Below are 15450 nucleotides of genomic sequence, written 5' to 3' on the forward strand. Positions count from 1 at the left end.
TAGATCTGGCCGGATGAAGTAAAAGCATTTTATAAAAAAAACCACTGTAGAATAGCAGTGGTTTTTTACAATAATTAAGAACTATAATATTATTCTGTTTTCAGGTAATGTAAAGCAGGCTCTTTTCCGAATAAAGATGAAAAGATATTTTGAAATTCATGAATATATTTACATTTTATAGTATTCCCGTATATTTTTAGACCTTCCAGTATTTTCCTGGAACTCAGGTCAATGTCATATTTTATAAATGTTTCCGGTCTTTCATACCGTATGATTTCCGCAGAATTATAAGTTCTTGAAAAGCCGAATTTTTCAAGCCATTCCTCTGTTATTTTAATAGGTTTAATGGAATCTGCCGGAACAGAAATACTGTGAATATCATTTTCAATTTTTACAAAATAGGATTTTCCGATACTCTGAAAAATTTCAGTGATCGTGTATGTCTGATTTTTGTATTCAACTAAATTTTTGATTTTAAGATCTGCTACATTCATGATATTTTGATTTTAGTAAAGATTTGGTGAAACTGTTATAGTATCTTAAAAAGAGCAAATATTATGCCTCACATTATATTGTAAATAAGTAATATCAACAATATTATGTTAATTTTTCATTTAAAAGTTAAGAATGTGTTAAAGCTTGAATGATATACCTATATTCATACAGCTGTTGAATATTGTTGTTGTATCTATTTTTTCACAGAAGGGTGGGCTGTTGCTAATAAGAGAGCCAGAATAATACAGATCATAAGGATGGCAACAAAGACTTCCCAGGAAAAGCCATGAAGAAGATAACCTGTACCGCTTCCCAGAACACTGGAACCAAAGTAATAGAAAAGCCAATAAATAGAAGTGGCGGACGATTTACCCCGCTTTGCATAGAGAGTTGTCATCTGACTTGCCATTGTATGGGCTGCAAAAAATGAAAGCGTGAAAAGGCCGAGCCCTGAAATAAGAATAAAGATGTTTTTTGAGAGCAGTAATAAGATGCTTAACAGCATAAACAAGATAGATCCCTTGAGGATATTGTTGGCAGGATACCTTTTTGAAAGCTTACCAACAATCATCGTCCCGACAACACCGAAAATATACATTAAAAATATAAAGGCAATGATAAAATGACTGAGTGAAAATGGCTTGTCTTCTAGTCTGAAAGTCAGGTAATTGTATATACTTACAAAAACGCCCATCAATAATGCAGCTATAAAATATAAACGAAGCATATACGGATCCGTTAGAAAAAGCTTCATTTGTTTCACCTTCTGATGATAATCTGTTTTTTGAGGAGTGAAAAACCTGGATTCCGGAAACAATTTCCAGAATATAACACCCAGGATCAGGCTTTCTATTCCAATGATAAGAACGGCATTCCTCCATCCGAACTCACCTGCTAAAAGAGTTGCCAGTATTCTTCCGCTCATTCCTCCGATGGTATTTCCGCTAAGATACATACTAATGGTTGCCGCTACTGCCGCCGCCTGTACTTCCTCTGTAAGATAGGCAAGGGCCACGGCAGAGACTCCCGAAACCACAAAGCCTTTGAAAACTCCAATGCCAATCAATATACCGAGACTGGGTATCCAGGTAGAAATAATGGTAAGCAAAGACGAAGAGATAAGAGAAAAAACCATCAGCCTTTTTCTGGAATAGCTGTCTGCTTTAAAAGCAAAAAACAATAATCCCAATGCCATCCCTATGGTAGATGAAGAAACGAGTAAAGAGGTATCTCCGACACTCACGTGGAAATTTTCTGCTGTCATGGGAAGTATAGGCTGAAAAAGATACAGCTGGGCAAATACAGAAAGTCCTGAAAAGAAAATACAAAGTTTTATGTATCGTAGACGGCGGCTTCCCTGGTATGCTTTTTCAGATATATCCATGAGTTTTGCAATTAAAAAGGCATTGATTTCTGCAGAAGTATAACCATGTAAATTTGCTGATTATTTTTTGATTAAAAAAATCATTATTTCAATTATAATCATAGGTAATGATCAACAATAAAGTACTTTTCCAATGCAGATATCAGTGCATCATTTCATAGACTTTAATGAGCTCTGCAATGTTTCCTACATCCAGTTTCTGAAAAATTCTTTTTTTGTAGGTGCTTACAGTGGACATTTGTATGCTGAGCTTGTTGGCAATTTCGAGATTTCCGTATCCGTCTGCGAGAAGTTTAAAAATTTCGTATTCCCGTGAAGACAGTTTTTCCACAGGATTGTTTCTTTTATTCTGAATGATCAACCCGATGAGTTCTGCCGGATAAAAATATCCTTTTTCAATAATAGTCTTTACTGCATTTTTAATGTCTTCCTCACGGCTTTGTTTATTGAGATAACCTTCTGCTCCCTCTCTGATGTATTGGATGGCTACGTCCTTATCATATCCGGAGAATATAAGGATTTTTAAATCTTTCTGGATGCTTTTAAGCTCAGAGATCATTTTTTTATATCGGGTCCCGGGCATATCAATATCCAGAATAAGAAGATGGTAATGTTGGGATTCCAAAGCCTTTTTCGCCTGTTCATAATTTTCTGCAAAATCTATTTCCAGTTTTGGAAAAGCTGATTCCAGAACAAGGGCGGTGCCTGCTCGTACAACATAGTGATCATCAGCGATTAAAATTCTTTCATTCATAGAAATTGGTTTTTATTAAGCGTTATTTCGACGACAGTTCCTTTAGGATAATTCTGTTTAAAATTGATCTCGGCACCGATTTTTTTAACAAGGTGGATAACCATATGCAGGCCAAGCCCCTTTCCTCTAAAGCTGGGAGTTTCTATTTTTGGATTTTTAAACAGGTTTCTGTATATAGCTATTTGCTCCAAAGACATTCCTGTTCCGGTGTCGGATATTGTAATAATGGTTGTATGTTTATGGCTGGTAATATGAAGGATAATTTCCCCGTCAAAGGTATTCTTTACTGCATTGTCCAGGATATTGTGAATAATTGCAGATAAAATACCCTCGTTCACTTTAGAATAAGAGTGTTCACGGGCTGTAGTGATTATAGAGGTTCCTCTTTCTTTCGCAATTTCATAGAATAATTTTTTCTTACTTTCGAGAATCCTGTTAACCAGATATTCCTTTTCCTCAAAAATATTCTCAGTCCGGTAGAGCTCCGTATATTCTTTTAAATTCAGGGTAAACTGATAAAGCTGTTCCGAAGACTTGTAAATACTGTCAAAGTATTTTTTCTGCAGCTCTATATCATCTGATTCATAAAGTTTTTGAGAAAGCATGGAAATAAACCTGATAGGTGTAGTGATATCATGGCTGATCGTTTCCACCAGCTTTTTCTGGTACTCTGCTTCTTTTTGCAGATTATTTTGTACCACTTCAAGATTCAGATAAGTTTCCTTAAGCTCTGAATTTTTATTATGGACAATCTGTTTTAAAGCCTTATTTTTTATCCTTAAAAAATTGGTGGCCAGCTGAACAATGACAATGATGATAACCAGTAAAGTAATAGAAAAAGAAACCCTGAACAGCAAGGTTTGATAAAAAAGAGGTTGAATGTTGAACTTTACCGTTTTTACTTCATACTCTCCACCCGGTGATACCAGTATTCTTACATTCAGAGTATATTCTCCCGGGCTGAGGTTACTGATGGTATATTTTAAATCTTTTCCTATGGGGATCTGTTCCCAATCGGAATTTTCCTTACCTGATATTTTAGCTTCTATGTATAAATTTTCCAGATTGGAAAAATAGGGAAGATCAATAAATATATCCGCTGTTTTGTAATTGTTCTTCAGGTCCAGAAAATTATTGAAATATACCACTCCGGAATTTCCTATTCTGGCCCTTTCCATATAGATTTTTTTCCTGTCCGGATAGTAAGTTTTAATATCAGACGGATTGAAGAAAACAAAACCATCCATGGATGGAAATACAAATTCTCCATTTTCCAATATGTGCGCATTGGGTTGTGAGCTGCCATTGAACTCATTGGTCAAAAAGCCGTCTTTTTTAGTATAACGGTAATAAAAAACAGGGGACTTTCTGTCTTGCGCATACTGGAGCAGCTGTTTTTTAGGAACTTTAAACAAACCATTATTAGAGGATATCCAGTAAAACCCTTGCTGATCTTCCAGAATATAATGGGCAGACTGAAGATATCCGTTCCGGTCCTCAGGCATCTTGATCATTTTTCTGTTTCTTAGGAGATAGAAACCGTCTTTATTGGTCATTACCCAAACCAGATTATCCTTTGTTCTGATAATACTTTTTATATGAGTGTTTTTAAGAACCGGGTTCGGAGTATTTTTGCCCAGTGTTAAAAGATATAATCCGTCACTGGTGCCTGCCAGTACTTCATTCCTGTTATACTGAAAAAATGTGTTGATAAAACCATTGAAGGTGTATGTGAAATCGGGTGTTCCAAAAGTTTCTTTTTTAGAAAGATACAGGTGATTACCTGAGGTAGTGGATGATGACGTAGCAAACAGGTTTCCGCTTTTCATAAAATTTTCAAAGCCAGGCTTTAACAATACCGAATCTTTCTTTTTATACCCGGAATTTTTAAAAAACCTTATAACGCTGTTTCTTTTTTTAATGAGGATATTTTCTGAGCTGTCATACATCATAAAATAGCTGTCATTATTTCCAAATGCATATTTTTGGACAATGCCGTTTTTTCCAAACTCAGTCCCGTTTTCCGTAATAATTGTTTTTTTACTAAAAGGAAGAGAGGCATAAGCTACATTGTTTGAAAACTCAGTTTCCTTTCTGGCAACATAAAAGTTGGATAAACTAAGAATATTAAAACCATTATTTAAAGTTCCCAAATAAAGCTTGTTAAAATCTTTGTCATAAAACATCGAATAATAAGAGTGGTTTCCTATTTCATTATATTGTACAAGGAACTTCAGTACCGGTTTGTTCTCCGTGTATTCTACGATATAGATATTATTATGATTAATGATAAAAGTCTGGTTGGTAATTTGCTGCCAGTATATTTTTGTATCGGGATCATTAATAAGACTTGGCTTTTCAGAAACAGAAAGTTTTCCCTGGCAGATGGAATAGGTTATCCTGTCTTTAAAATTATTGATGAATAATGTTTCGTTATATACAAAGATATTGCTCAGGTCTTTATTGGAAAAGGGAATGTTTATCCTCGTTTCATTACCTTTCCCGTCTTTGTAAATAATGGTGTTTTTTTCTCCGAAATGATAGGACGACTTTTTAAGCTGTATAAAATATTGAACATCATTATAAAAATGAGATGATATGGTATTGGTTGCAATCCGATAAACAAAACTGTTTCTGTTGGAAAAAAGCGTTTTATCATGACTGTACCGTTGGGTGAGCCGGGGGATTTTGTTCTTAATGATGACTTTGCTTTCCTGAAAATTATTCAGCACTGTAATGCTGTCTGAAAGAGGATCTCCAATGAATTCTCCAAAGTGCAGATTATTTATTTTAAAATTATTAAATGTGACAAAAGAAATACCGTCATATCTTACAAGACCATCGTCAGTGGATATCCAGATAAAGCCATATTTATCCTTGACAATAGCTTTTGCGCTGCTTTGCGGAAGTCCATTGTCAGTATTATACCATTCAGAAGTATATCGTTGTCCGTAAATATTCAGATACAAGAAAGCAAAAAACAATGCCCAGGTCCTCATACGTGCAAAACCGATCTATGTCTTTTGCATATTACTGCAAAAAACGGTTAATAATAGTTTGTGTATAAGTCGAAGTTTTTTTAAGATGCAGGAACAGTTGAGAATAAATTTTTATCATTGAATTTTCTTGGCTTTGTGTTTTAGTTTAAACAAAATTGATTTGCGGGTGTAAAAGTAATGAAATTATACACATAAATCATTATATTTTATTTCGTTTTAATATGAGTTTTATCTGCATTTATAAGTAGTTAGGCCTTTTAATTCTATATTTTTGTAGTAGTAATTCTACAGTATGTGAAAATTAATTCTACAAATTAAACTTAAAAACGCCTGCAATGGTTTTTCTGATGGTTTTATCGGTCTTTCTGTGCCATATAATCATATAGAATATGGGCTGGAATTTAAAGTGAATAGTTCATCAGGTTCAGGAAGGCTGTTTTTGTAGTAAAAGTTTTACAGTGCAGTGAGGTTTATTCTATGTGTGATTTTTGAAAAAAATGTGAAACAAAGCTATTTTTGCAGCATAATTCCCACCCTTGAAAAGGAGACCTGCATTACAATTAATGATTCTAAGGACACAAAGAACGGTTTAAAACAAAAGGATTTCTTTACAGAGATTCTTTTTGTTTTTTTAACCTTTTATATGTATTTGTATTCCGGCACTTTTAATGTATGCAAAATGCAGTGGTAAAGAAATAACTCCAACAATTATATTTGTTGATTTTGTGTAAAATTATGAGAGAATATCAATATTCTGGCCTCAATTTTGATGATAAAGAACACAAAACACAACATTATGAAAAAAGAAAATTTTAACCATTTGATTGGAAAAAATCGCCATGAAATTAAAAAAGAATTAGGAGACGGTTTCAATTTTTTTATGAATGATACCTGGACGTATGAATTAGGCCGGACATGGATAGGGAAAAGGATTATATTATCTATTGTATTCAAAGATGGCAAAGTCACTATTGTAGATTTATACAAAACCTTTAGCCGGAACTGATCAGGCTCATTACATAACCTCGGAATAAAAAATAGAATGACATCGGATCATTCTATTTTTTTTGTAGATGATAAAAACCTCTCAAAATGAGAGGCAAAAAATTGACTGTATATTGAAATTATTTCAATCGTTTATTGATTGTTTTTCAGCCACTTTAGCCGCCGAAGGTCTGGTAAGTGCTTTACTGTGAAGTTTTCAAAAGTTGCCATAAATCCATCTCCATCAGGACAGGCCGCCATTAAACCTACCATTACAGGAGTATGGTCCTGAAAAGGGGCATTTCTCATCAAACTGTAATTTTTGTCATCAAAAGAATAAAATATCTCAACGGCATCCAGTCTTCTTATTGCTTTAATCCAGACAGCAGGAGGTATTTTATCAAGAATAATAACGCTCCAATCACTTTTATCATGGGTAACAACCGTACTCAGGTTATATTTTCCGTCTACAAATTCCACACCGGCTTTGATATAATGATCTTTGTCTGTTCGCAGCATAATCCCCATCTGATCAAATCTTGTTTTATAATTCCCGCTGATCTTTACTTTTGCCTCAAATTCTCCACCATACGTGGTATAATAAAAAGGAGCGTCATCTACCGTGAAACCATAATGCGAAACTCTCCAGTAGTCACTCTGAGGGGTGACAAACATTGATAAACTGTTGTTTTTGATTTCCCACTTTTCCGGTTCATTAAACCAAATCATTTTTTCCAGGGTCTGGGCAGGTATCTTTTCAATTAAGAATAATGCGCAGAAGCTTAAGATCAATTTCTTCATTTTTATAAGTAAATTCTAGGTAATTACTATTTTAGCAAAAGTATAATTTAACCTGAGCCATATCAATACTGATAAATAACCATTATGGAAATCCTTGATCAACTGAACCACAAATTGCTGAACAAAAGTATAGAAAAATGTAAACTGGACACAGAACTGTATAAGCAGAGAGCTGTGATGTACTCTCAAATAGAAGGCGCCATATGTGTATTAAGTGATATGCAGGAAGATAAAAGTTATATTTACCAGTCTAAAACAGCTTTGGAATTGGGGTTACAGTATAGTGAAAATCATCTTACAGAGATCGGTGGCATATGGGAAGAAGAATTGTTGAAAAAAATTCATCCTGATGACCGGCTTAAAAAATACATCCATGAACTCAGGTTTTTCAATTTGCTGGAACCAATGGAGCAGAAATCCCGTGCAGATTATTGTGTAGTATCCAGAATCCGGATGAAAGACAAGCATGATGAATACAAATGGATGGAACACCGGATGTTTTATATCTACTCACCCAATAATGGCAAGCTGAGATTTGCCCTTTGCCTTTATAATGTTGCATTGCTGCAGCCTCTCATTTCTGAATTTATGATTATTAATACTATAAAAGGAGAGATGATTGTAAAAGATAAACTTGATTATAAAAATATTTTAAGCCCAAGGGAATTAGAAGTTTTAAAATTTGTAGGAGAGGGATATGCCAGTAAAGAAATTGCAGTGAATCTTTCTATCAGTATCAATACAGTAAACAGGCACAGGCAGAATATTCTTGAAAAACTGAAAGTAAGAAATTCTGTTCAGGCATTTAAAGACAGTTTTTATTAGAAGATAATTGAAAAGCCCGAAAAGTTCACCATATTATTTTAATTCTCATTAGTTAAATTTATGATTTTAACTAATTATAAGAAGAACAAATGATTAAAAGAAGCGAAGAGATTACCCAGCAATATTTTGCCTTTTTGGAAAAACATATCAATGAAGTGATTTCAGGTATTGTTGCTGAATTTATGGAAGTAAATGAAATAGCCGGCCAGCTCGCCATTTCTCATAAACATCTTACAGATACCGTCAAAAAAGAAACCGGGAAGCATCCGTGTTTTTTTTATGATGAAAAAATTATTCAGGAAGCGCAACTGATGCTCATTACATCTGATAAATCAGTAGCGGAAATAGCACGTATCTTTACTTATGACCCCTCTAATTTTTCAAAATTCTTTAAAAAAATGACAGGGATTACCCCGGGTGAATTCAGAAGATCCAGAATTAAGGGATAGTAGCTTGTTACAATACGCTTACGTATTTTTTTTGCTGCTTTATTTCTCTTTTAAGGGACTTAAAAGGCGTCTTTTTTGATGGTAATGAATGCTTTTGAATAATAAATACCAGGAATTTAAAAGAAATTAAAAAGAATAATGTTTTATAAATGAGATAGTTGTAAAAAACAATGGTCTTTTTTATTATTTATTTATTAGTGTCATGTTCTCATTTTCTTTTTTTTCATAATTTTAGATTAACAAAAAACGAGTTAATCTAAAAAGAAAAATATACTAGAAACTGTAAATATATGAGTAAGCTGGTCTTTAGAAATAATAATAATAGATTTATCTTTAATGATATTTTAATCTTATAGGAAAGCTAAAGCCCTTTGAATAATTATATATTTGCTTCTTTGAACCGCACAAACAACATTAAGGATGAGTATTGATTTTACAACAGCAACTTTTAAGGACTTTGAGAATATTCCCGGTTATGATATTGCTCAGAGAGCAGAGTATTTTTATGAATTCCTGGAGCATATGAAATCCAGGGGACACATGAATTACAGATTGAAAAATACTTCAGGAGCCAATGCAACCCTAAATATAAATATTGCCAACCACGACAAAGAATATATAAGCTTTGTTTCCAGTGACTATTTAGGATTTACCCAGCATCCGAAGGTAATACAAGCTGCTATTGAAGGACTTGAGAAGTATGGCACCGGTACGGGAGCATCCCCGCTCATTGGAGGGTATTTTGATTATCATAATGCCATTGAAAAAAAGATTGCCGGTTTTTTCGGTAGAAATGAAGATGAAGTAGTCTTGTTTACTACCGGCTATTCCGCTAATAGTGCTACTTTACAGATCCTGATGCAGAAGGAAGATATCGCTATTTTAGACATGGGTGTACATGCCAGCGTACACGAAGGATGTGCTTTTACCAATAAAAAAACATTTCCTCACAACAATTTGGAAGCTTTGGAACATATTTTGAAGGTATCTGAAAATACGTACCGTACAAAGCTTGTTATCGTGGATGGAGTATATTCCCAGGAAGGCGATACTTCACGCGCTAAAGAAATATGTGACCTTGTCAAAAAATATAATGCCTATCTCATGGTAGATGATGCACATGGTGTTGGAGTTTTGGGGAAAACCGGAAGGGGAGCCCTTGAGAATGATGGCCTATTAGACAAAGTTGATTTTATAACAGGGACATCCAGCAAAACCTTTGGTAATCTGGGAGGATACGTCATTGCCAATAAAAAAATTGCGTCATTCCTTAAATTTCAGTCCAGACAGCATATTTTTTCCGTAACAGCACCTCCTTCTTCATTCGGGATTTTGAAAGCAATCGATTTGATTGATGAAGAGCCGTTCTGGCAAGAAAAGCTGTGGGATAATATTAATTATTTTAAGAATGGACTGAATGATATGGGCTTGGATACAGGAATTACCTGTTCAGCAATTATTCCGGTGAAAATCGGAGACCAGAATAAAATGTGGGATATCGGAAGGATCCTGCTTGAGCACGGAGTCTATACCAATCCTATTATGTATCCTGCTGTTGCGAGAAAAGATGCCCGTATAAGGATGACTGTAACGGCAAGACACGAAAAAGAACATCTTGACAAAACACTAAATGTGTTTGATGATATTAATAAAAAATTGCATATTGCGAAAAAATAATAAATTATGCCTAGAAAAGTAGTGCAAGGCCCCATTAGGGACAAAGAAAAAACAAAACAGAAACTGCTTGCCGCAGTTGGTAAAATTTTGAGAGTAAAAGGTTATGCAGGATTAAAAGTAAGTAAAATTGCTGCAGTAGCCGGATTTGACAAAAAGCTTATCTATGAGTATTTTGGAAGTACTGATAAGCTTATTGATGAGTATATCAAATCTCAGGATTACTGGAGCAAATTCAGCCCGAATATTGAAGAAGAAATACAGGTGGGAAAAGGGAAAGAAGCATTAACCCAGGGAATTCTTACGCAATTTGAAAGCCTGAAGAAAAACAAAGAACTGCAAAAAATTATTCTTTGGGAGCTTTCCGAAAGCAAGCCCATCCTTAAAAATATTTTAAAGCAAAGGGAAGAAGTAGCAGCCAACCTGTTTGAAAACGTAACAGATCCTTATTTCGGGGAAAATGCTACCAATGTAAGAGCCATGTTGGCTTTGATAGCAGCAGGGGTATATTACCTGAACCTGTTTCCTGCCTACAACGGAACTGAATTCTGTGGTATTGATATGAGAACGGAAGAAGGAAGGAAAGAAGTTGAAAAAGTGATCGTTGAAATTATTGATCATTATTATAAAACAAAAAAAGCAAAAACTGAAAATTAAAAAGCTTTCCTTTTTAAATCAGAAATAAGTTTGTGGATAATTTGGAGCTTTTAATTTTCAAATTAAAACTTTATTGCTTATTTTTGACCAATGGAAAATTTTATCGTATCTGCAAGAAAATACCGCCCACAAGAGTTTGATACTGTTGTTGGACAATCCCATATTACGGATACTTTAGAACATGCAATTGAAGAAAGTCAGTTAGCACAGGCTTTGCTTTTTTGTGGTCCTCGTGGGGTGGGCAAAACTACCTGTGCCAGAATTTTGGCCAGAAAAATTAATGAAAAAGACGGTTCTGTTTCAGAAGATGGCTTTGCCTATAATATCTATGAATTAGATGCCGCCTCCAATAATTCTGTAGATGATATCAGAGAACTCATTGACCAGGTACGTTTTGCCCCTCAGGTAGGAAAATATAAAGTGTATATCATAGACGAGGTGCATATGTTGTCTTCTGCAGCATTCAATGCTTTTCTTAAAACACTTGAAGAACCGCCTGCCCACGCTATTTTTATTCTGGCCACAACTGAAAAGCATAAAATTATTCCAACAATTTTATCCCGATGTCAGATCTATGATTTCAAAAGAATCATTATTGAAGATATCCAGGGACATCTGAAAAATATCGCCGTAAAAGAAAATATTCAATATGAAGACGATGCCCTGTACCTGATTGCCCAGAAAGCAGATGGTGCATTGAGGGACGCTCTTTCCATTTTCGACAGGCTTTCTACATTTTCCCAAAAGAATATTACCCTGGCAAAAGCTGCTGAAGTATTAAATATTCTGGATTACGATCAATATCTGAATATCGTAGATCTGGCGAAAGAAAATAAAATTCCTGAAGTACTTTTTGCATTTAATGAAATTGTAAAAAAAGGGTTTGACCCCCATATTTTCATTGCGGGACTCGGAAATCATTTCAGAGATCTTATGATGGCCCAGAACACAGCTACAATAGATCTTATTGAAGTCGGTGAAAAAACAAAGGCCAGGTTTGTAGAGCAAAGCCAGAAATGGAATGCCCAGCAGCTCATCGATGGCATTGAAATCTGCAACCATGCTGATATCAATTACAAGAACTCAAAAAATCCAAGACTTACAGTTGAAATTGCACTGATGCAGCTGGCTTCCCTGACAGCTAATTCAGGTGATACTAAAAAAAAAAGTTCCTGATATTAGCGCCGTTTCTCAGTGAAAAGCAGGAAGTGAAAACTCCTGAAAAAACGCCAGAGAAAGTAGCAGCTGTAGCTCAGCCTTTGCCAGTACAGGCGGAAATAGCATCCGAACCTGCTTTCCGTAAGGCCAATAAACCGTTATCCAGACAAGGAGCTTCTCTGGGATTTAGCATTAATTCTTTTCTGAATACAGAAGAAAAACAAACGATAGAAGAAACGGTAACTGTAAAAACAGAAAATCTTCCCCAGAATCATTTCACAGATACAGATCTGCAGATGGAATGGAATCTTATGCTTAAACAGCTTCAGAAAAAAGACGGCTTCATATTCAATGCAGTCAAAACGTTTAAACTGGTAAAAAAAGAAGAAAGTAAGATTAAAGTTCTATACCCTTCAGAATCAGCCAAAGTAGAGTTTGACAAAATAAGCGGAGAATTTTTTAATCATTTCAGAAGAAAAGTTCACAATCATGCTATTGAGATAGAGTATGAGCGGGACGTTGAAAATCTGAAGATTGAGGTGATGACCAAAAGAAAAATATTTGAAAAATTCATCGAGAAAAATCCACTTTTGAAAGATCTTGATGATTTAATGAAGTTTGATTTGACATAATTTTTATATATTTGTCAAATATTTTTGTAGAAATTAAGTCTGCAACAAAAATAAACAGTACAAGAAAACGCTAAAACAAGACATTTCCAGACAAAAATGGAAAAATTATTATCAACATATCTGTCTTATTTTACACCCGCTAATTACTTTAGCGGTTATTTTAGCTTTTCTGCTTCTTATTATAGAAATTTCAGAACATATTACCGATTTTACTGGTATTGTTAACTGAATTTCTTTCCAAAAAATACAGGAGGAGCTAAGCCCTTTAATTCTCCTGATTCCTTTAAAAATTTTTGAACGGCATTTTTTGAAAAGAATTATAAAGTAAATTTTATAATGAAAGGGCCGTGCTATGATTTTATTTAAAAATGTAAACAATAGATTTTAGAATATGAACTTAAAAGATTTAAAAAATGAATGGATGAGTGGTCTTACACAACCATTAATGATTGCCGGACCCTGCAGTGCTGAAAGTGAGGCTCAAATGCTTGAAACAGCCAAAAGAATTAAAGAATCAAATGCCCAGGTATCTGTTTTCCGGGCAGGAATCTGGAAACCGCGTACAAAACCGAATGGCTTTGAAGGAGTAGGAGTGATCGGCTTGAATTGGCTAAAAAAAGTAAAAGAAGAATATGGTTTTAAAACCGCTACGGAAGTAGCCAATGCTCACCATGTATTCGCAGCTTTGGAGGCTGATGTAGATGTGCTTTGGATAGGAGCAAGGTCTACGGTAAATCCTTTTACAGTACAGGAAATAGCAATGGCTTTACGCGGAACAGACAAGCCGGTATTCGTTAAAAACCCTGTAAACCCTGATTTGGCTTTATGGATCGGAGCCTTAGAAAGACTACTTGGGCAGGATATTAAAAATCTTGGTGTAATTCACAGAGGATTTTCTACCTACCAGAAAACAAAATACAGGAATAATCCCAACTGGCAGATTGCTCTTGACTTCAAAAGCCAGTTTCCTGATATTCCAATGCTGATTGATCCATCCCATATTTGCGGTAATAGAACAGGCCTTGCCGATATAACCCAGGAAGCCCTTAACGTTGGATACCAGGGAGCAATCATCGAAACGCACTGTAACCCTGATGAAGCCTGGAGTGATGCCGCACAACAGATTACTCCCGAAGTATTGGCGGACCTTATCAGCAATTTAAAAGTAAGAAGTTCAAATCTTGCAGGTTTTGAAGGAGAAATGGGAAGGCACAGAACACTGATTTCTGATCTTGACTTCCAGTTAATAGAGCTTCTTTCTCAAAGGATGAGGATCTCTGAAAAAATAGGAAAGCTTAAAAAAGAAAACGATATTGCTATTTTTCAGCCGGAGCGTTGGAAGGTTATCACAGAATATGCTAACCAGAAGGCTATAGAAACAGGAATGTCCCAGGAGTTTATTGAAAAAATCTTTAAGGCGATCCATGAAGAATCTATTGAAGTTCAGAATAACATTATGATCGACAAGAAATAAATTGCACACAGTCCTGAATCAGTAAATCTTTATGATTCAGATGTTGCCATCAATACATACAGGGCTTAGATAAAGCGAACTAAGGGAAAATTAAAGCATTTGTTTTCATCTGGATCCGCTATCTAAGCCCTAATTGCGTATATTTGCAGAAGTATTATCTATGAAAGGAAAAATCATTAAATCAACAGGCAGCTGGTACCAGGTTTTGGAATTGGAAACAAATAAAATTTTTGAAGCCAGGATCCGGGGGAAATTCAAGCTGATTAAAACAAGACTTACCAATCCACTTGCTGTAGGAGATTTTGTCGAGTTTCAGCTGGAACAGGATGATATTGCATGGATTACGAAAATAGAGCCACGTAGAAATTATCTGATCAGAAAATCAGTAAACCTTTCAAAAGAAGCACATATCATCGCTTCCAATATTGATCTGGCATGTTTTATTTTTACTCTGAAGCATCCTGAAACATCATTAGGATTCCTGGACAGGTTTCTGGCATGCTGTGAAGCTTATAATATCACCCCATTGATTCTTTTCAATAAAATAGATGTTCTGCATGAGGAGGAGATTGAAATTGTAAAAGATATTGAATTTCTTTATCAGGAAATTGGTTATGATACATTGGAAATTTCATCCTATTCAAGATTAAATCTGGATCAGCTTCAGGAAATTCTAAAAGATAAAACTTCTGTGTTTTTCGGACATTCAGGATGTGGAAAATCTACCTTGGTGAATGCATTGCAGCCCGGCCTGAACCTAAAAACCTCTGAAATATCAGACACTCACCTTAAAGGTAAACATACTACCACTTTTGCTCAGATGCATTTCTGGGATTTTGGAGGAAATGTTATTGATACTCCCGGTGTTCGTGAATTTGCAATGATTGATATTGAAAAGGAAGAAGTTCAGCATTATTTCCCCGAAATTTTCAGGAAAAGGGAAGAATGTAAATTTCATAACTGCCTGCATATTAATGAACCGAAATGTGCTGTTGTAGCCGCTTTGGAAACCGGGGAAATCCAGTCTTCCCGTTATTCTACTTATATCAAACTAATGGATGAAGCGGAAGAAGCTTCCCAAAAATAAACTTCAGACACTTCCTTCATTTATTATTGCCAATTCTTATTTGGGAACCGATCAGTTTTTAAAATTCCAAAACAAAG

13 protein-coding genes and 1 pseudogene are annotated in these 15450 nt (G+C 35.0%); 9 read left to right on the forward strand and 5 right to left on the reverse strand.

Annotation, left to right across the window (positions count from 1 at the left end; translation table 11 throughout):
- Positions 1-89: 89 nt before the first annotated feature.
- From OK18_RS16425 to OK18_RS16440, 4 genes and pseudogenes are all read right to left on the reverse strand, one after another.
- Complete coding sequence (locus OK18_RS16425) at positions 90-494, reverse strand: hypothetical protein (RefSeq protein WP_050021177.1); 405 nt, start codon at positions 492-494, stop codon at positions 90-92.
- A 194-nt stretch (positions 495-688) separates the two neighbouring features.
- Positions 689-1915, reverse strand: a pseudogene (locus OK18_RS16430) (MFS transporter); the annotation flags it as partial.
- Between the two features lie 106 nt (positions 1916-2021).
- Positions 2022-2633: a response regulator transcription factor gene (locus OK18_RS16435; protein WP_053328714.1), complete on the reverse strand. Its 612-nt coding sequence runs from the start codon at positions 2631-2633 to the stop codon at positions 2022-2024.
- Positions 2630-5632 (reverse strand): sensor histidine kinase, encoded by a 3003-nt coding sequence (locus OK18_RS16440; protein ID WP_053328715.1) that lies wholly within the window; start codon positions 5630-5632, stop codon positions 2630-2632. The genes OK18_RS16435 and OK18_RS16440 overlap by 4 nt, the downstream gene beginning before the upstream one ends.
- 796 nt (positions 5633-6428) lie before the next feature.
- Here OK18_RS16440 and OK18_RS16450 point away from each other — a divergent pair.
- Positions 6429-6638: a hypothetical protein gene (locus OK18_RS16450; RefSeq protein WP_053328718.1), complete on the forward strand. Its 210-nt coding sequence runs from the start codon at positions 6429-6431 to the stop codon at positions 6636-6638.
- 131 nt (positions 6639-6769) lie between these two features.
- Here the strand turns inward: OK18_RS16450 and OK18_RS16455 are convergent, their stop codons facing one another.
- Positions 6770-7417 (reverse strand): DUF1349 domain-containing protein, encoded by a 648-nt coding sequence (locus tag OK18_RS16455; RefSeq protein ID WP_053328720.1) that lies wholly within the window; start codon positions 7415-7417, stop codon positions 6770-6772.
- Positions 7418-7501: 84 nt separating this feature from the next.
- Between OK18_RS16455 and OK18_RS16460 the strand changes: the two genes are divergently transcribed.
- The 8 genes from OK18_RS16460 to rsgA all read left to right on the forward strand — a co-directional run bounded on the left by OK18_RS16460 (position 7502) and on the right by rsgA (position 15373).
- Entirely contained in the window at positions 7502-8242 is a 741-nt protein-coding gene (locus OK18_RS16460; protein WP_050021168.1) for a response regulator transcription factor, read from the forward strand.
- A gap of 89 nt (positions 8243-8331) precedes the next feature.
- Positions 8332-8691 carry a helix-turn-helix domain-containing protein gene (locus tag OK18_RS16465; protein WP_050021167.1) on the forward strand — a complete coding sequence of 120 codons (360 nt, stop codon included), beginning with the start codon at positions 8332-8334 and terminating at the stop codon, positions 8689-8691.
- A gap of 420 nt (positions 8692-9111) precedes the next feature.
- Positions 9112-10368 (forward strand): aminotransferase class I/II-fold pyridoxal phosphate-dependent enzyme, encoded by a 1257-nt coding sequence (locus tag OK18_RS16470; protein ID WP_053328721.1) that lies wholly within the window; start codon positions 9112-9114, stop codon positions 10366-10368.
- A gap of 6 nt (positions 10369-10374) precedes the next feature.
- On the forward strand, positions 10375-11022 hold the full coding sequence (locus OK18_RS16475; protein ID WP_053328724.1) for a TetR/AcrR family transcriptional regulator: 648 nt from the start codon (positions 10375-10377) through the stop codon (positions 11020-11022).
- Positions 11023-11112: 90 nt separating this feature from the next.
- Positions 11113-12198, forward strand: a complete 1086-nt coding sequence (gene dnaX / locus OK18_RS16480) for a DNA polymerase III subunit gamma/tau (protein WP_053328726.1) — start codon at positions 11113-11115, stop codon at positions 12196-12198.
- Positions 12199-12230: 32 nt separating this feature from the next.
- A complete protein-coding gene (locus OK18_RS21770) occupies positions 12231-12812 on the forward strand; it encodes a hypothetical protein (RefSeq protein WP_228377636.1) in 582 nt (193 codons plus the stop codon).
- Positions 12813-13203: 391 nt separating this feature from the next.
- Positions 13204-14286 (forward strand): chorismate mutase, encoded by a 1083-nt coding sequence (locus OK18_RS16490; protein ID WP_053328728.1) that lies wholly within the window; start codon positions 13204-13206, stop codon positions 14284-14286.
- Between the two features lie 160 nt (positions 14287-14446).
- Positions 14447-15373, forward strand: a complete 927-nt coding sequence (gene rsgA, locus OK18_RS16495; protein ID WP_050021165.1) for a ribosome small subunit-dependent GTPase A — start codon at positions 14447-14449, stop codon at positions 15371-15373.
- The last annotated feature ends 77 nt before the right edge of the window (positions 15374-15450 follow it).

This window comes from Chryseobacterium gallinarum (genome assembly GCF_001021975.1).
In the GTDB taxonomy this organism is placed as follows: Bacteria; Bacteroidota; Bacteroidia; order Flavobacteriales; family Weeksellaceae; genus Chryseobacterium; species Chryseobacterium gallinarum.